This window comes from Lentibacillus populi (assembly GCA_014642895.1).
Classification (GTDB): Bacteria; Bacillota; Bacilli; order Bacillales; family Amphibacillaceae; genus Lentibacillus_C; species Lentibacillus_C populi.
On the sequence record BMJD01000032.1, the window covers coordinates 36,278 to 53,666 of the forward strand.

A 17,389-nucleotide genomic window follows, 5' to 3' on the forward strand; every position below is an offset into this window, starting at 1 on the left:
TCACCGTCCGATTGGATCCATAGTAACCCTATAATCCCTCCTTGGCATGCTATCTTAACTGATAGGATTCGTTTATGTGTTCCATATATACATTTTCACTCATTGTATATAACTAAACAACTATTCTGCTTTTAGTTCTTTCCGAAGGTCATATTAGGAAAGCTCCTGATTGAACAACCTAAATGGTGATTCTTATCCTATTGTGGATCGTGAAAAATCAGCCGGAGAAGATATTATGGCTAAAACAGCAAGGAAATAAACTTTTAGTAGCCAAGTCAAATTTTTATATTCGTATCCAGACAAATTCATTGGATTTTTAGATATAATTTAAGGGGCTCCTCATTTGAAAATACTAAGCGAGTATAACAAAAAAATACTCCCTTTCCCTTTTACAGCAGAAATTCAAGAAGGTTAGGCCACTTAAGTCACATCAAGGAAAACGTATTACTATTACTTATCCCTTATTAAATATCCCACTTAAATCCTTATATCCTTTATCAATATCCAAGCTATTAATTGCATTATCATAGTGGTTTGTCAGGCATAATTTTAGTTCATCACGTTTCTTTTGTTTAAGTAAATGTACAATGTCCAAGTGTTCTTTATAACCATATGGTTCTGCTGATGAATCTTCGAAAAATATATCAAATAAGATTAAATAGATTGATGTTTGGTTAATTAGCTTTTCAACGAAATCAATCAAAAATTTATTACCGCACTTCTTCGTATAAATCATGTGGAAATCTTGGTTTGCTTTTAAATAGGCCATAATATTTTTGGCATGTAAAGCCTCTTTTTCCTCCACAATACATTTTGCCATTTCCGCGAAGTCATTCTCGTCTAAACGATCAATGGACTGTTCTGCTGCCATAATCTCCAAGTTTTTACGCAGATCATAAGCTTGGAGAATTTCATCTCTTGTTGGATTTGTCACAAAGGCCCCCTTGTTAGGTACAATGTTTACTAATCCCTCACCAGCCAATAATTCTATCGCACTTCTAATGGGAGTCCGACTGACCATTAACGTTTCAGAAATTATATTTTCAACCAACTGTTTTCCCGGGGGAAGCTGTCTGTTTAATATGGCTTCTTTTAAATTGTGATAAATAAAGTATTTGATAGATTGTTTCTTTTGTATTTTAATTACCTCCTCGTAACTTATGGTTCTCATAAAACAAGTTAATCGAAATAAATATATGCAACTTTAGAAAAATATTGACAACTGGAATACCAATGACTTAAAAAGCATATATTGTACTACAATTTGGAACTACAACAAAATGGTTAATTGCAATTAGTAAGCGCTAACAAATATGTGATTACCAGGGAGGAAAAAAGAATGAAGCGTTTTTATCAATGGATCATAATACTTGTTCTCATTTTAGTAACCACTACGGCGTGTAATGGAGGTGAAGAAGCTAACGGTAAGGAAAAGGGTAATGTGTTAGATAGAGTGGAGGATTCTGGTGTATTACGGGTTGGATTTGAAGGAACATATCAACCATTTAACTACTTAGATGATCATAACAAATATGCTGGTTTTGACGTAGATATAGCGAATGAATTAGCTAAAAGATTGGGTGTTGAAACAGAATTTATTGCTACTAAATGGGATAGTCTCATAGGGGGGCTAAAGGCAGACAAATTTGATGTCATAATTGCCCAAATGACTGTAACGGAGGAAAGAAAGCAAAGTGTTGATTTTACAGCTCCATATGTAGTAACAGGTTCTGTTTTAATCACAACAGAGGATACAACCGGTATTTCCAAATTAGAAGACATAAAGGGAAAAAAGGTTGGAGTAGGTGGAGGGACAACGTTTGAAGAGGTTGCTAAAAGTGTTGACGGAGCTGATGTTACCTTATATAAATCTGTAAATGACTATATTCAAGATTTGATTAACGGGAGACTAGATGTGATTATCAATGACCAATTATTGATGAGCTATAACATAAAAGAAGAAGAGTTGCCAATTAAAATAGTAAGCGAAATTCTAAATAAAGATGAGATAGGAATGGCTGTAAAAAAAGGTAGCGATGAATTAGTTAAGAAGTTGAATCAAGGGTTAGCTGAAATGAAGGAAGATGGAACATACGATGAAATTTATAAAAAATGGTTTGACTCAGACCCTTTAGTTAAATGATCAATAGGAAATAGATTCAACTACAGAGAGGGGACAAAGCATTATGCATGCAGTAGTTCTAGGTACTGGAATGATCGGCACTACGGTAGTTAGGGAACTTGCAAAATATCAAAATATAGAGAAGGTAACGGCAGTTGATGGTGTCAAGGAAAATGTAGACAAATGTTTATTGGTTGCAGATAACCCAAAAGTAAATGGTCACGTAACTGATTTGCAAACTGAAAAAGATATTTACAACGTATTAAAGGATGCTGATATTGGTATTGCCTGCTTGCCACATTCGTTAAGTTTAACAGCAATCAATGCCGCAATAGCTGCCAAGTGTAATCTGGTTGACCTTGTCGGATCTAAATATGAAGAAAAAATAAAATTAGATAATCGAGCTAAACAGGCAGAGGTTATTATTGTACCAGGCTGTGGGGTAGCTCCAGGCATAACGAATTTTTTAGCGGCAAAGGGAATCGAAATGTTAGACGAAGCCGATGAAGCTGTAATGATTTGCGGGGGAATACCAAGGCATCCGTTACCACCGTTATGGTATCAGGTCGTTTTTCGTTTGGAAAGTGTGATGGGTTTGTATACAAGACCAGCACTTGCAGCTGAAAATGGAAAACTTATCAGCTTACCCCCGTTATCAGGGTTGGAATTAATGAACTTTCCGGAACCCGTTGGAGAGTGTGAGGCAGTAATTACTGATGCCCATAGTGCAGCGTATACACTTAAGGATAAGGTGAAAAAGCTGTATGAAAAAACAGTACGATATTCCGGACATTGGAGCAAAATGGCTGTCCTTGCTGAACTAGGTTATCTTGACAAGGAAATAATTGAAGTGGATGGGAATCCAGTCAGTCCAGCAAGGTTTACGGAAAAGATCTTGGAACCAAAACTTCGTGGTAAATCAAATGAAGATATTACGGTGTTGCGTGTGGTTGTAAAAGGTAAAAGAGATGGTATGAGCACTAGTTATACCTGGGAAATGGTAGACTTCTATGACCATGAACGTAACATAACATCTATGGCCAAAACTACTGCGATTCCGGCAATGTTAGTTGCTAACTGGATTGTAAACGGTCGGATTAAAGAAAAAGGCATCATTCCTGTCGAAAAAATTATGATTGGTGAACGGTTTGATCCATTTATAAGTGAATTAAATGAATACGGGATTGATTTAAGGTTTCAGGAGAAACATTATTAATGTAATTTAGTTCAAGCATTTGTCAGAGGCAATATATTAATGGAGGGGATACGCATGGATTTTTCCATCATTATTGAATCTTTACCTCCTTTATTAAATGCTACCTTGATAACTGTCCTATTAGCAGTGGTCTCTGTAGTGTTTGCATTAATATTGGGGTTTTTTACTGCACTGGCTAGAATTTCAAAAATTAAAGTATTAAAAGCAATAGGGTCCTTTTATATATCTATTTTCCGTGGTACCCCTCTTTTAGTACAAATTTTTGTCATCTATTATGGTTTGCCACAAATAGATATTGAATTAAATCCGATACCATCAGGTGTCTTAGCCTTGAGTCTTAATGCTGGGGCCTATCTTTCCGAATCCTTTCGTGCGGCAATTTTAGCTGTTGACAAAGGTCAAATGGAGGCGGCAGTTTCAATGGGTATGACATATGGACAGGCGATGAGACGTGTTATTTTGCCACAGAGCATCCGTATTGCAATTCCAACCTTATCCAATACATACATCATATTGATAAAGGATACATCACTTGTTTCTGTTATCACCGTTACAGAATTGCTGCAAATGTCTACATTAATTATTGCAAAAACTTTTGAACCTTTAACAATATACTTATTAGCTGCTGCTCTCTATTGGATAGTCATTACATTTTTCACTGCATTGCTGGATCGTTTAGAAAAAAGAACTTCTAGACATGTTGCATAGGAGTTTTTTCATAATAATTCAAATTAAGATTTACATGGGGGAGGGGAAGATGTGGAAGTAATAAAGATCAGTAATCTAAAGAAATCTTTTGATGACAATATTGTTCTTAAAGATATTAACTTAAATGTTAGCAAAAGTGAGGTGGTAGTCATTATGGGTCCAAGTGGATCCGGTAAGTCAACGTTGCTTCGTTGCATCACATTTTTAGAAGAACCTGATGATGGTGTGGTAAGACTTGGCGAAATAGAGTTAGAAGCTGGACTGCAACATAATAAACAAAGAAAAACTGCCGTTCGAGAATTACGCCAAAATACTGGTTTTGTCTTCCAACAGTTTAATTTGTTTCCACATAAGACTGCTTTAGAAAACGTAATGGAAGGCCCTATTATAATTAAAAAAATGGATCGTCATAAAGCAAAAGAAAAAGCGAAGGAATTATTAACAAAGGTTGGATTAGCTGATCGAATGGAACATTATCCTGCACAACTTTCGGGCGGGCAACAACAAAGAGTTGCTATCGCTAGAGCGTTATCAATGGAACCAATGGTAATGCTTTATGATGAACCAACCTCTGCGCTTGACCCGGAACTTGTTCGAGAGGTTCTTCTAGTTATGAAAGAATTGGCTAAAGAAGGTATGACAATGGTAGTTGTAACGCATGAAAAAGAATTTGCTAAAGATGTTGCTGATCGGGTTATTTTTATGGACGACGGCTTAATTGTAGAAGAGGGAAGTTCAGCAAAAATGTTCAATAATCCTGAACAAGAACGTACTAGGCAGTTTCTCCATGATGTTAGTGAGAAAGTCTAAAGGTAAAAAAATCATGAAAAACGCTATACACGAAACCGGATGGTTAAATTTAGCGTTTATTTGTTTGATGTAACGAGATGCTTGAAACGTAATACGATTACTATATTCCAATGTGTTTTATCGGATAAAATGGGGGTTTATAAAGCTAAAATAACTATTAATGGTAAGAAGAAAAATCCAAGCTTTTCCCCCCGAAAATAGGGAACATGTTCAAGTGATTAAAGGTTAATGGGATAAAATGGAAACCGGGCATGCCCAGCTAGTTATATGAATTTCTTTCCCGCCAATAGACATCTTTAAAATTTAAAAATAGTTAACGGATTATTCAAAATAAAATGGTATGATAATCTTGTTATTAAGGGGAAAAGTGTACCCATGAAATAACCAAACCTGGAAACCACTTATCTAAGAGGGATAATAACAGAATTAATGTTGTTTTTGTCGAGTAATAAAACCATCTTGTATGATAATATAGATGAAATCGGAAAACCAACAAACCATATAAGATTAATAAAACAACACTACACTGTTAAAAAGCGAGGGATTGTCATGCAAGTGAAGGATGCTTTATTAACAGGAGATTTGGCTGAAGGAACGGTTATTGCCGGTAAGGAAGGCCTTTCACGAGCTATCCGATCGATTGAAGTGATGGAAGTTCCAGAAGTGGGAAATTGGGTAACCCCTGGTATTTTAGTCATGACCACTTTTTATTCGATCAAAGAGGAACCGTTAAAACAAATTAATATTGTGCAAACCTTAATCAATAAAAAAGCAGCGGGGATTGTCATTAAACTTGGGAGGTTCGTCGACTCTATACCTGAAGGAATATTGGCACTTGCAAATGAGAATGCCTTCCCAGTCATTACGATACCGAAATATATTTCCTATATTAATGTGCTAACTCCACTTTATGAAAGGTTATATAAAGAGAAACAATTAGAGGAAGAAAAATCTCAGAGTCCATTTTCAGAATTTGAAAAAATAAATATCCCGTCTTTATCAGAAGCGATTGAGAAATTATCTGAAATTGTAGGTTCACCAGTTTATATTGAGGATTCTGAAGGTAGGATACTATACGTATCTAAAGATTTTCACGCTGATGGTTGGCGAAAATCAACTTCTCTGTTTTCGAAGCCAGATTATCCCACCTATGCCAAAACGCTTGAAATGTGGCGAGTTGAATTTCTTGAAAAGAGTCATTGCCTATTTAAAATCCAAGGGTTCCGTGATCGATTGGTTCTACCGCTTATTACGAGGGAGAAAGTATTCGCCATTGTTCATATCCTGTATAAAGAAAGACAGCTACAGGCAGATGACATTTCTTCTGCTCATATGAAAAGGGTAACCCGTAAATTAAGTGAACTTTTTATGAGTGAGCAATTGTATCTTCAAAAGAAACGCCTTGATGATATGGAGCTATTGGAAAAGTACTTGAACGATTTAGAGAAGCTAAACAATAATACGGTTGTATCGGTCCTCCATTTTAATGCGAGTTGGATTGGGATGTCCTATTATCCATCCCTTTATTTAATTGATCATTCTTGCTTTATAAGAAAATTGATAAATAATCCTGAATTATTCATAGAAACAGATTCTGCAAATAATGAAGGTTAGAATAAAAATTCAGGTGAAATTTTATTAATTCTCTTTGTAAATTTCCTTTTCATTTGTTAAAAACTATATAAAATACACCTTTTTCCATAATCGGAGGTGAAAAAGGACATACGTATCCCGTTGAAGGAAATTCCATTTTTTTGATCTTTCCTTGAGTCCGTACAAATCGAGCTAACACAGTAGAGGGAGCTGTTGGATGCGATTTAGCGTACTAAAAAAGGCGTCTTTGTATAACGAACTGCTAGATAGTTTGAATGTTATGTATCGCCCAGATCGGGTCACTTTTCCTGCAATTTTAATGAAACACGTGCGAATGGTCTGGATTCGATGTTTTTTCATCTTTTCCGGCATACAAAAGCGGCGCAGTCCATTATTCAAATTGTAGGCTAGGACAGCAATTTGCAGTTTGTTAGCGTTGATTTCAAATGCCGTGCTGCTCATTTTGCCAAAAGCGAAACCGAGCTTGCCTTCTTTGATGTAATTTTCCATTTTGCCGCGCTCAGCATAAAATTGCACGGTTTCTTCCGGGGAATATTTCAGTGTTGTGACAATGAAAGTCGGAATAAACAACAATTGGTCAGCTGGTTTTTCTAATTTCAGCATCACGTTGCGGCTTTTATCCCAACTGGTAGCTTTGTATGTAAATTCCCTATAGAATTCGTGATGGCAGCCATCATAAATATCGATTTCAGGGTCAGAAAGTATCTCATTTTCAAATTCATTGGCAATTCGTTGCAGGCGTTGGTTAGCCTTCAAACGGATCACATAATCCGCGCCTAATTTGTCACAAAGCTTGTATAGCTCCGGTGTGGCAAATCCGCTATCCCCACGAATGATGATTTTGATGTTCGGATACTTTTTACTTAATCGTTTCAGTTCGGGGCCCACGAAGGCAACGATTTGTCTTGATGTATAGACGTTTCCAGCACGCAAGGAAGCTTTGAGGCAATCTCCTGTTTCCCCTTCAAACATAAAAATGGGATGGTAGCCATTTTCACCGTAATGCGGATTATACGAACTGCCATACTGATCCCCGTAGGTTGGTGAGTTGGATGAATCAATATCCAGCACCAGGACTTCAGGTGGCTCCAGTTCATGAAAACGGTCGGTGATTGTTTGATTGACATCTTGGAACTGTTTCATTGTTTCCTTGTCCAAATGTTGGTTTAACCGGGACATGGTAGGCTGGGATGCGAGTTCGGACTTATCCAGAACTGTCGTGAATACCGGGTCGTATTTTAAGTTATCTGCATGATCGTCTGCATCGTAACCAGCAGCATTTTGGTAAATCTTTTGCATGATAACATCATGATTTACGTGACTGCGATGGGATACGTCATCCTTTACATGAACCATTTCTTCAATGGCTTTATGTAGTCCGATAACATCATTAAATTCCTTATATAGCAAAATACCAGCGTCACCCGTTAAGTCACCACCGTCAAAATTAACTTTCACACGTTTATTGAAGTTCATGGATTTTTCGTTTACACTTGTCATAGAAGGAGCCCCCTTGGTATGTTTTTGTTTAGTCACTTACAACGTTACCAAAAGTTGGGCTCTTTTTCATTTATTTCACTTTCACTTTTTAGGTGATCAGCGTTAACGCGCAAAGTGCTGTTACAACGGTATCACCGAAGGCTACAATATAAAGCTATGAATAATTCAGGATAATTTACTCGATACACTTACCAACAGCAAAGTCATCGTTTTCGAAAAATACCATAACTTTTATGCTTTCCTTTCTTGCTCTAGTCAACATTATTCCAAAATAATAAGGGAGTTAAATGCCATAACCGATCAACATAATAAACAAAATCTTGCTGATCATCTTAAAATAGCTATCAGCTCTGGAATAAAGGATACCGATTCATTCGAGGACTCTGTACGATCTGTTACTAAGGTTATGGAAATTGGCTGTAAGGTAAGGCCAGAGGAGAATATTTATACACATGATCAATTAGGTATTTACGAAATTCTTTTCAAATTGTCTTCTGATCCATTTGTTCAAAAATACACGGAAAATGTTCTTAACCCACTTTTACAGGCCCAACATAGTGATTTACTGGAAACACTTCAAGTATATTTAAATGAAAATGGAAATGTATCGAAAACATCTGAAAAATTATTTGTCCATCGTCGAACACTGACATATAGACTTCAAAAGATCCAGGAATTAATTAATATGGATTTAAATGATGCGAATCATCGTTTTGTTTTAAGGTTTTGCATTAAAATAAAGGATCTTTCTTAAAGGCGGAAAACCGTCTTTTTTTTTGCCAAAAATAATATGGGAAAATTTTTGAGAAATATGTTTCACACATTTTGCATTCCGTAGAATTATTACAATATTTATAATCATTTAAAAGGGGTGATAACATGTTAGGCATTATCCGTGTCTTGACGACAGCTCAAGAAGAAATTCTACAAGAGCATGGCGAAAGTATGAAAGAAAATTTTCAGATCGATTCCGTAACCAGGTGTATACCTGATCAGCCAAATGGGATATTCAACGATGAATCTGAAATAATTGCTATTCCTAAAATTACCCAATTAGCACATCAAATGGCTAAGGAAGAAAAAATAGACGCAATTACGATAAGCTGTGCAGCAGATCCAGCTCTCGATGAAGCACGAGAAGTAGTAGATATCCCCATTTTTGGGGCAGGGATCTGTGGCGCGCATGCTGCTAGTATGGTTGGGGAAAATGTGGGTATCGTTGGTATTACGGAAGCCCCGCCTATACGAATGAAAGAAGAGTTGGGACGGCGATTTTATTCCCATTCCTTCTCGCCAAAGCTTCGAAAAACAACCGATTTATTTACTGAACATGCAAAAGCGGAGCTGTTACATGTGGTTGAAAGCACCATACAATCAGGTGCGGATGTTATTTTATTTGCATGTACTGGCTTTTCGACGATACGACTGAAAGATTATTTGGTAAAGCATATTCATGTACCAGTTATTGATCTGGTAGAAGCTCAAGGGATAGCGTACCAATTGATTAGGAAGGGTGAGTGAGCTTGAACAAAAAAACTTTTGATGTCCCATTTGTGATTTTCTCCATATTAATTGCATTATTTGGAGCGATTATCGGCATGCAGCTCATTACTACACTTGGGATTACACCAAATACATCAATCATCGGGGCTCTCATTGCTATGTTAATTGCGCGTATTCCGATGCAAATGTTTTACAAATATCGGTCGTTAGAAAATCAGAATCTCGTACAGACAACAATCTCCGCCGCCACTTTTGGTGCTGCTAATAGTTTATTAATACCAGTTGGTTTGCCTTATGTAATGGGTTTACCAGAACTAATTATTCCGATGCTTATTGGAGCTGGTGTTGCGTTACTTATCGATGTGTTTGTTCTATACAAAGTATTCGATTCAAAGCTGTTCTCCGCAAGTGAAACATGGCCATCAGGGGTTGCGACAGCAGAGGCAATAAAAGCTGGTGACCAAGGAGGGGCGAAAGCGAAATATCTAGGTCTAGGGATAGCTGGAGGCATCGTTGGGTCGCATTTTGGGATTTCCATGTCAGCCTTTGGTGTCGCTTTTATTGGAAACATTTGGGCGTTAACCATGTTTGGTGTTGGCCTGTTATTACGGGGCTATTCCATACAATTGTTTGGCGTTGACTTAAATGAATACTATATTCCCCACGGCATGATGATTGGTGCAGGATTAGTCGGGGTATTACAATTTATATTTACCCTATGGAAATCCAAAAAAGAAGAAACAGCTAGAAATGGGGCTGAAGATAAAAGCCAAACTCGTTCGGATCGGGATGTGAAGAATGGCTTTGGTCTTGGATATATTCTTTACGTACTTGGGGCATTGATGCTTGCCTTGATCGGTGGAATTATTGGTGACATGACTATATTACAAATGATTCTATTTGTTGTATTTGCTGCCTTTGCAGCACTTGTTAGTGAAATTATTGTAGGGATTGCAGCGATGCATTCTGGTTGGTTTCCTGCATTTGCGGTCACATTGATTTCATTACTATTAGGAATGATGCTTGGTTTCCCTCCAGTTGCACTTGCTTTATTAGTAGGATACACCGCAGCAACTGGTCCTGCCTTTGCAGACCTAGGATTTGACTTTAAAGCAGGATTTATTTTACGGGAAGGTGAAACATCTGCCCAAGAATTATATGGACGCAGAATGCAGTTGAAAAGCTCGTTAATTGGCTTTGGCGTTGCGATTATCATGGTAGCACTTTTTGCAAATCATTTTTTCGCACAAGATTTAATTCCGCCAGTAGATAAAGTATATGCAACGACAATTGAATCCGGCTTATCCGGAAATGTGGGAATGCTTCTTTTGTTATGGGCCATCCCAGGAGCCATCATTCAATTAATTGGTGGGCCGAAACGGCAAATGGGCATCCTGCTTGCTACCGGGTTGTTAATTGTTAATCCAATAGCGGGTTGGGCGGTTATTGCAGGGATTATCATTCGTGCCGTAATCCTTAAAGTGAAGGGACCAGAGGCTGAAAATGCGATGTTCACGACAGCTGCGGGATTTATTGCAGGTGATGCGATTTATAGCTTCTTTACATCTATTTGGAAAGCAAGATAACAGGGGGAAAGCAATATGTCAAGAAGAATTCTAACCTTTGAAGATGCTAAAAAAGCGGTTTATGGTGGTTGTATTTTGGGCGGAGGCGGTGGAGGCTGGATAGAAGAGGGCCTCCAAAAGGCGGAAGCAGCTTTTATGATGGGAAGCCCGGAATTATTATCGATTGAAGAGCTGGAGGATAAGGATTATGTCGCTTGTGTTTCCTTAGTCGGGGCTCCTTCCGTTAAAGAAGCTTATATTGATTCGAAGCAGTTGACGGAAACCGTAAAACAAATGCAAAGAGAGTTTGATAAACCGATCAAAGCATTGATGACGAATGAAAATGGAGCATCGACAACGGTAAATGGTTGGTTGCAGGCTGCCGCAACAGGTTTACCTTTCCTGGATACACCTTGTAATGGAAGAGCACATCCGACGGGTTCTATGGGTTCGATGAATTTATCAGAAGTAGAAGGTTATACATCTATCCAAACCTTTGCAGGCGGTAAAGGTGGTAAAAAGGTGAAAGGGTCAATTACCGCTTCACTTGGCCTTTCTTCCAGTGCAGTAAGATCCGTTTCCGTTCAAGCTGGAGGAATGGTTGGTGTTTGTAGAAATCCTATTGATATTGGCTACGTGAAAAGGAATGCTGCTGTCGGAGGAATTACACAGGCGATGGAATTAGGAGGCGTATTCCTTTCTATTCCAGAAGGTCCCGAACGTATTGAGGCTGTCACCTCTTATCTAAAAGGAAGGGTTATCCATTCTGGTAAGGTGAGTCATTTTGAGTTGAAGGAAACAGGTGGTTTTGATGTTGGGACTGTTGTCATTGATGATTTGGAACTAACTTTTTGGAATGAATATATGACAGTTGAGATGCATGGCGAAAGAAAAGGAACATTTCCTGATTTAATCATGACATTTGATGCGGAAACAGGAAAGCCACTTGTTAGTGCTGAGATTAAGGAAGGTATCGAAATAGCAGTTATTTCCGTCTCAAAAGAAAATTTAAAATTAAGCTCTACCATGTTTAATGAAAAGTTATTAAAAACAGTTGAACCAATTATTCAAAAGAAAATTATTTAAGGGGATGCTTGGAATGTCTTTAAAATATACAATGGACGTAATGGAACTTCTTGATGATATTAATGTGAATGGGCAACGTGTCGTTGATTTATTTAATGGATTTGACCATTGTGAAGCTACTTATGAAACCGTTCGAGGAGAGGAAGGATCGACTGACTTTGTGAAAATTGTTATCAAAGGAACGAAAGGGAAGCTCTCTGGTGGTAAAGCACCTTCACTCGGAATAGTAGGTCGACTTGGAGGGTTAGGAGCTCGTCCGAATCGAATTGGTTTTGTATCGGATGGGGATGGTGCTGCTGCAGCAGTAACGACTGCGTTAAAATTGGCGAATATGTCTGTCAAAGGTGACCGCTTACCAGGGGATGTTTATATAACAACGCATATTTGTCCAACTGCCCCGACGCAGCCACACGAACCGGTTGATTTTATGGGTTCACCTGTTGATATTTTAACAATGAACAATTATGAAGTTTTCCCGGAAATGGATGCTATTATATCCATCGATACAACGAAAGGCAATCGCGTGTTTAATCATCGTGGTATTGCTTTATCACCAACAGTAAAATCAGGATATATCCTTAAATTCTCTGATGACTTGGTACGTATCATGGAAATGTCAACAGGGGAGTTAGCCGTTACCTTCACCGTTACAACACAAGATATTACGCCATATGGCAATGATGTGTATCATATTAATAGTATTTTACAACCAGCTGTTGCAACAGACGCACCTGTCGTGGGGGTTGCTATTACAGCGCAAACTGCAGTTCCCGGATGCGGTACTGGTGCAAGTCATGAAGTAGATGTCGCTCAAGCAGCTCGATTCTGTATTGAAGTAGCAAAAGAATATACACAGGGCCAATTTGACTTTTACGATGAAGAAGAATTTAACCATCTAGAAGAATTATATGGTTCTATGAAGCATTTACAAACTTTAGGAAAAGATAAGTCATGAATAAAGGCATTGTAGGTATAATAACTATTGGTCAATCACCAAGGACAAATGTAACACCTTCTATCCAGTCCATTTTGGGATCGGAAGTGGTGATTAAGGAAAGTGGTGGATTGGACGGGATTGCCGAGGAAAATATGCATGAAATTTCTCCGAGTGATTCAGATACAACCTATATTTCCAGACTAAGAAATGGGAGGGCAGTGAAAATTGGCAAAAGCAAGCTTCTTCCTTTATTACAAAATGAACTGTCTCAACTAGAGGAAGTAGTAGATGTTGTGATCATGTTATGTACAGGAGATTTCCCTACACTTCGAACAAACAAGCCAATTCTTTATCCTGATAGGGTGCTGAATCATACGATTAAAGCTATTATGCCGTCTGGATCGTTAGGATTGATCATCCCTCTAGAAGAACAGAGGCATTCACTTGTTCAAAAGTGGAAAGATCAGGATTTAGAGCCGCTCGTCGAAGTCGCCTCTCCTTATGAGACAAGTGATGTAGCTGGAGCAGCCCGTTCGTTGAAGGAAAGAGGGGCAGATATAGTTGTTCTCGACTGTATGGGCTATAACGAAATGCATAAGCAAAATGCAGTAAAGGGTAGCGGGTTACCAGTTATTTTACCCCGAACGTTGATAGCTCGTATTGCCAAAGAATATGTTTCTTAAATACATTTGTGGTCAAAATGCCGATTCTTGTATTAGTGAGTTTAGTTTGTGGAATTGGCATTTTGTTTTAGCAAATTGTTATGAGGACTTTTATCCTGTACCCATTATGGTTAATTCAGGCTTAGGAAATATTTCTATTACCATTTATTAAATCGGGGAGCTATCTTTGCCTTATTGATGCATTGTTAATGCTGACGTTAACCGTCTCTTTTTAGTATGAATAGTTGCGTACGGGACTCATCGATGCATTGTTATTTGTGCTGACAGGCGTATACTTAAGAAAAAGGAAAGGAGAGCTTAAAATGAAAGACTTTCAAAATATAGTTGCTAACATCATGGAAAACAACTTCTTTGTGGAAAAAACGGTAGTCATTCTTGTTCTTACAGATAAGAGTACGGAGAATTTAGCCGAAAAATTTAGAAATGCACTGGTTGCTGAAGAATGGAATGTAGATTTCCACGTGATGGATGACCGGAAAAAGTCTGGGGAAGAACCACCTGTAGAAACTGCCGAAAAGATGCTTAACTATGACCTTGTCTTTTGCTTAACCAAACATTCCTTAACACATACGGTCGCCCGTAAAAATGCTAACGCGAATGGAATTAGCGTTATTACCATGCCCGGGATAACCGAAGATATGTTTTTAAAGGGTGCGATGAGTGCAGATTATAGTGTTGTTGAAAAAGAGACAAATGAAATGACTGCAAAGTTAACACAAATGAATAACGTATCAATCTTTACTGGAGATAGGTATAAATTAAGCATTCCAATTAAGGGGAGAGATGGCGTTCCAAGTACAGGGGTATTTCGTCATAAAGCTGCTTCGGGCAATCTTCCTTCTGGAGAAGCGTTTATTGCTCCGGTAGAAGGTGGTGCGACTGGAGAAATTGAGATCAATGGTTCCATTGCTGGAATTGGCTTAGTAGATGAGCCCGTATTGTTAACGGTTAAACAAGGTCGCTTGGTTCATGCGACAGGAGAAGTTGGAAAGCGTCTGCTGGAGTTACTGGGTGATGGCGATGGAAGGCTACTTGGGGAGCTAGGTATAGGTACAAATTATGCTGCTCGATTGACAGGAAAAATATTAGAGGATGAAAAGGCTTACAATACCGTGCATGTCGCGTTTGGTTCAAACCATACATTTGGTGGCACGATTAAAACAGACGTACATATTGATTGTGTTACAAAAAAACCAACGTTGGAGTGGAATGATTAAGGAAGATGTTGGATTTTGTTAAAGCTGATATAAAAAGTCCAATATTTGAGGGGTTGCCTTTTCAGGAATTGACGGATATCATGGCAATAAAGACGCCCTGGGAAAGGGTTCTTTGTTATATCCATGGGAAACGTTCAGACCAAAACTCCGGTGAAAAAGCATCCCTGTCGAATGCGATGTGGGTCATGTCCAAAATGTTCAAGGAGAGGTATCTATAATAATAGGTTGTAATACTTTAAGAAAAAAGTAAATCTGCTAGTACTTATGAAAACTGGCAGATTTTCTGTTTATATAGTTTTTTTCTATACTTACTCTTTATTAGTGAGTAAGAAATGGAAGGTGCCTCCAAGGAACACCCCCTTCTAATTCGGCAATTATTCGTTATGTACTTACTGCAAATATTTACTTGCCTGGATAGATTCAGATATAACCCAAGGCGATTAGGTCTAGTGAAATCCAACCGCTTCACAAGGTATAAAGTTCACCACTTTCTCTCTCTGTGCAGAAATATCATTGGATTTTGTCCAGTTAAAATTATCAGATGAAATGCCACGCTAATATGAAAGCAAAATAATACGAGGTTTATAAAACCACTCCTAAAAACCGCATTTATTCAATCATATATGATAAAAGAAACAAAAACCAAGTTAGAAGAAAAAGAAGTCAGCTCTCTCTTATAACTCGGTTCAATTGGAATATGAAAAAATGTATCTGGATAATAACTGTTTTATAGTTCTTACAGCATTTACAGTTGGGTTACTTTTGCATTAAGACGGTCTATTTGCTTTTGTTTTGAACCCTTTATTGAACCAATCCATTTAACTGAAAGGGCACTAACAATACCTGCAAATACTACATAACCTACTAGCATTGTAGGGAATCCTTTATTTAGACTCAGTAAATAAGTTGCAATCATGGGTGTTAATCCGCTGGCAAATATTCCTGAAAATTGGTATACAAACGATATACCGGTATATCTGACATGAGGATCAAACAATTCTGAGAATAATGCCGCTTCAGGCCCGTAAACTGCAGCGTAGAAAATTCCAAATGGGATAATAATAGACAACCAGATTAATGTGTTACTAGCCCCGGATGTTGACATTAACATAAATGCTGGAATGGCTGAAAAGCCAGTGATCAGACTACCATACCAATAGGTTCGGGTTCTCCCAATTCTGTCCGAAATGTAACCAAATAGCGGAATGAAAAAGCACATAACAAATGCTGCTGTAGAAACTCCTAACAAGGCAACATTACGGGATACATCCATGTTTTGTGTGAGATAGGTAATAGAAAAGACACCCATAATGTTAAAGAAGACACCATCAATATACCTTGCCCCCATTCCTGCGAGCACATTTTGGGTATTACCACGCCACATTTCTTTAAAAGGTATTGCGGATTCGGCATTATCATTTTTAATTTCCTGAAATTCCGGACTCTCCTCTACATTTAGCCGAATCCATAACCCTATAAAAACTAACAATGCACTTATACCAAAGGCGATCCTCCATCCCCAATTCATAAATTGCTCGGATGATAGTATGAACGACAATATTCCTACTACCCCCGAAGCAAATAAAAGTCCGATGGATAGACCGATTTGTGGCAGACTAGCATACAAACCACGTTTTGATTCGGGAGCATGTTCATAAGTCATAAGGACAGCACCTCCCCATTCTCCTCCGACAGCAAGTCCCTGTACTAAACGCATAATTAGCAGGATGATAGGGGCTGCAATTCCTATTTTTTCATAAGGTGGCAGAAAGGCCATTAAGGTTGTACTAACTCCCATAATTGTTAAGGTTAGAACAAGCATACTTTTACGTCCAATTTTGTCTCCAAAATGCCCGAAAACGATTCCGCCCAAAGGTCTCGCAACAAATCCCGCTGCAAAAGTTCCAAATGCAAGCATGGTAGAAATTACAGGATCACCTGTTGGGAAATATAGTTGGCTAAATACAATACCTGCAACAACCCCGTAAAGGAAAAAATCGTACCATTCTATCGTTGATCCAATTAAGCTGGATGCTACTACACGTCTAATCATCCTTTTCTTAGCTACATTCATACATTTCCCACCTTTTTAATAATTGATATCATCCGGGTAATTCTGAAACCGATTACATTAAAATTGAAAACTCAAGAAGCTTGACATAAGCTTCTTGAGAGGTACTTATATATTACGATAATCCAAGTGCTTGTATTTATCTAACAAGCGTATTGGCATATGCAAAGCATCTTTGCGGAATGGTGGTGCCAGCTGGGTTCCGTCCACATAGATGTTTAGTACGGCCGGTTTCCGCTGTTCCAATACTTCCTTCACCACCGGACCAATGTCTTCTGGTTTATCAATCGTATATCCAATTGCCCCCATGGACTTTGCTACTTCTGCAAAGTCTGGACCCTCAATATTAGAACCAAC

At 38.2% G+C, this 17,389-nt stretch carries 16 protein-coding genes and 1 pseudogene; 12 read left to right on the forward strand and 5 right to left on the reverse strand.

The annotated features are described in order from the left end of the window. Positions 1–454: 454 nt before the first annotated feature. Positions 455–934: a GntR family transcriptional regulator gene (locus tag IEX12_RS16490; RefSeq protein ID WP_286171219.1), complete on the reverse strand. Its 480-nt coding sequence runs from the start codon at positions 932–934 to the stop codon at positions 455–457. Positions 935–943: 9 nt separating this feature from the next. Next, positions 944–1,171, reverse strand: a pseudogene (locus IEX12_RS23510) (GntR family transcriptional regulator); the annotation flags it as partial. Positions 1,172–1,339: 168 nt separating this feature from the next. Here IEX12_RS23510 and IEX12_RS16495 point away from each other — a divergent pair. The 5 genes from IEX12_RS16495 to IEX12_RS16515 all read left to right on the forward strand — a co-directional run bounded on the left by IEX12_RS16495 (position 1,340) and on the right by IEX12_RS16515 (position 6,470). Continuing rightward, positions 1,340–2,143, forward strand: coding sequence for an ABC transporter substrate-binding protein (locus IEX12_RS16495; RefSeq protein WP_188725510.1), 804 nt, complete (start codon positions 1,340–1,342; stop codon positions 2,141–2,143). Positions 2,144–2,186: 43 nt separating this feature from the next. Continuing rightward, positions 2,187–3,338, forward strand: coding sequence for a saccharopine dehydrogenase family protein (locus tag IEX12_RS16500; protein ID WP_102414721.1), 1,152 nt, complete (start codon positions 2,187–2,189; stop codon positions 3,336–3,338). 54 nt (positions 3,339–3,392) lie between these two features. After that, the gene (locus tag IEX12_RS16505) at positions 3,393–4,046 is read left to right on the forward strand and encodes an amino acid ABC transporter permease (RefSeq protein ID WP_102414722.1); all 654 of its coding nucleotides are present in this window, start codon (positions 3,393–3,395) and stop codon (positions 4,044–4,046) included. 51 nt (positions 4,047–4,097) lie between these two features. Then, the gene (locus tag IEX12_RS16510; protein ID WP_102414723.1) at positions 4,098–4,856 is read left to right on the forward strand and encodes an amino acid ABC transporter ATP-binding protein; all 759 of its coding nucleotides are present in this window, start codon (positions 4,098–4,100) and stop codon (positions 4,854–4,856) included. A gap of 549 nt (positions 4,857–5,405) precedes the next feature. Continuing rightward, a complete protein-coding gene (locus tag IEX12_RS16515; RefSeq protein WP_188725511.1) occupies positions 5,406–6,470 on the forward strand; it encodes a PucR family transcriptional regulator ligand-binding domain-containing protein in 1,065 nt (354 codons plus the stop codon). A 171-nt stretch (positions 6,471–6,641) separates the two neighbouring features. On the opposite strand, the gene IEX12_RS16520 is transcribed toward IEX12_RS16515, so the two are convergent. Beyond that, positions 6,642–7,970, reverse strand: a complete 1,329-nt coding sequence (locus IEX12_RS16520; RefSeq protein ID WP_188725512.1) for an IS1380 family transposase — start codon at positions 7,968–7,970, stop codon at positions 6,642–6,644. Positions 7,971–8,376: 406 nt separating this feature from the next. On the opposite strand from IEX12_RS16520, the gene IEX12_RS16525 reads away from it, so the two are divergent. From IEX12_RS16525 to IEX12_RS16555, 7 genes are all read left to right on the forward strand, one after another. Next, a complete protein-coding gene (locus IEX12_RS16525) occupies positions 8,377–8,724 on the forward strand; it encodes a PucR family transcriptional regulator (protein WP_188725513.1) in 348 nt (115 codons plus the stop codon). Between the two features lie 125 nt (positions 8,725–8,849). Next, entirely contained in the window at positions 8,850–9,491 is a 642-nt protein-coding gene (locus IEX12_RS16530; RefSeq protein ID WP_102414725.1) for an aspartate/glutamate racemase family protein, read from the forward strand. A 2-nt stretch (positions 9,492–9,493) separates the two neighbouring features. Beyond that, a complete protein-coding gene (locus IEX12_RS16535; protein WP_188725514.1) occupies positions 9,494–11,059 on the forward strand; it encodes an OPT/YSL family transporter in 1,566 nt (521 codons plus the stop codon). A 15-nt stretch (positions 11,060–11,074) separates the two neighbouring features. Continuing rightward, entirely contained in the window at positions 11,075–12,124 is a 1,050-nt protein-coding gene (locus IEX12_RS16540; RefSeq protein WP_102414727.1) for an S-methyl thiohydantoin desulfurase domain-containing protein, read from the forward strand. Positions 12,125–12,137: 13 nt separating this feature from the next. Continuing rightward, positions 12,138–13,079, forward strand: coding sequence for a DUF1177 domain-containing protein (locus tag IEX12_RS16545; protein WP_102414728.1), 942 nt, complete (start codon positions 12,138–12,140; stop codon positions 13,077–13,079). Beyond that, positions 13,076–13,744 carry an AroM family protein gene (locus tag IEX12_RS16550; protein WP_188725515.1) on the forward strand — a complete coding sequence of 223 codons (669 nt, stop codon included), beginning with the start codon at positions 13,076–13,078 and terminating at the stop codon, positions 13,742–13,744. Before IEX12_RS16545 ends, IEX12_RS16550 begins: the two co-directional genes overlap by 4 nt. Before the next feature lie 302 nt (positions 13,745–14,046). Continuing rightward, on the forward strand, positions 14,047–14,961 hold the full coding sequence (locus IEX12_RS16555; protein ID WP_102414730.1) for an aminopeptidase: 915 nt from the start codon (positions 14,047–14,049) through the stop codon (positions 14,959–14,961). A gap of 745 nt (positions 14,962–15,706) precedes the next feature. Here IEX12_RS16555 and IEX12_RS16560 read toward each other — a convergent pair. Together IEX12_RS16560 and IEX12_RS16565 are read right to left on the reverse strand one after the other, a co-directional pair. Beyond that, positions 15,707–17,035: an MFS transporter gene (locus IEX12_RS16560; RefSeq protein ID WP_102414732.1), complete on the reverse strand. Its 1,329-nt coding sequence runs from the start codon at positions 17,033–17,035 to the stop codon at positions 15,707–15,709. Between the two features lie 105 nt (positions 17,036–17,140). Beyond that, positions 17,141–17,389 (reverse strand): thiamine pyrophosphate-dependent enzyme (locus IEX12_RS16565; protein ID WP_286171217.1); only part of this gene is annotated, 249 nt, incomplete at its 5' end.

Bases quoted from the DNA above. Each gene is read 5' to 3' on its own strand.
- IEX12_RS16555 (WP_102414730.1), top strand. From the start codon at position 14,047: ATGAAAGACTTTCAAAATATAGTTGCTAACATCATGGAAAACAACTTC.
- IEX12_RS16540 (WP_102414727.1), top strand. From the start codon at position 11,075: ATGTCAAGAAGAATTCTAACCTTTGAAGATGCTAAAAAAGCGGTTTAT.
- IEX12_RS16525 (WP_188725513.1), top strand. From the start codon at position 8,377: ATGGAAATTGGCTGTAAGGTAAGGCCAGAGGAGAATATTTATACACAT.
- IEX12_RS16495 (WP_188725510.1), top strand. From the start codon at position 1,340: ATGAAGCGTTTTTATCAATGGATCATAATACTTGTTCTCATTTTAGTA.
- IEX12_RS16515 (WP_188725511.1), top strand. From the start codon at position 5,406: ATGCAAGTGAAGGATGCTTTATTAACAGGAGATTTGGCTGAAGGAACG.
- IEX12_RS16530 (WP_102414725.1), top strand. From the start codon at position 8,850: ATGTTAGGCATTATCCGTGTCTTGACGACAGCTCAAGAAGAAATTCTA.
- IEX12_RS16560 (WP_102414732.1), bottom strand. From the start codon at position 17,035: ATGAATGTAGCTAAGAAAAGGATGATTAGACGTGTAGTAGCATCCAGC.
- IEX12_RS16550 (WP_188725515.1), top strand. From the start codon at position 13,076: ATGAATAAAGGCATTGTAGGTATAATAACTATTGGTCAATCACCAAGG.
- IEX12_RS16520 (WP_188725512.1), bottom strand. From the start codon at position 7,970: ATGACAAGTGTAAACGAAAAATCCATGAACTTCAATAAACGTGTGAAA.
- IEX12_RS16505 (WP_102414722.1), top strand. From the start codon at position 3,393: ATGGATTTTTCCATCATTATTGAATCTTTACCTCCTTTATTAAATGCT.
- IEX12_RS16545 (WP_102414728.1), top strand. From the start codon at position 12,138: ATGTCTTTAAAATATACAATGGACGTAATGGAACTTCTTGATGATATT.
- IEX12_RS16500 (WP_102414721.1), top strand. From the start codon at position 2,187: ATGCATGCAGTAGTTCTAGGTACTGGAATGATCGGCACTACGGTAGTT.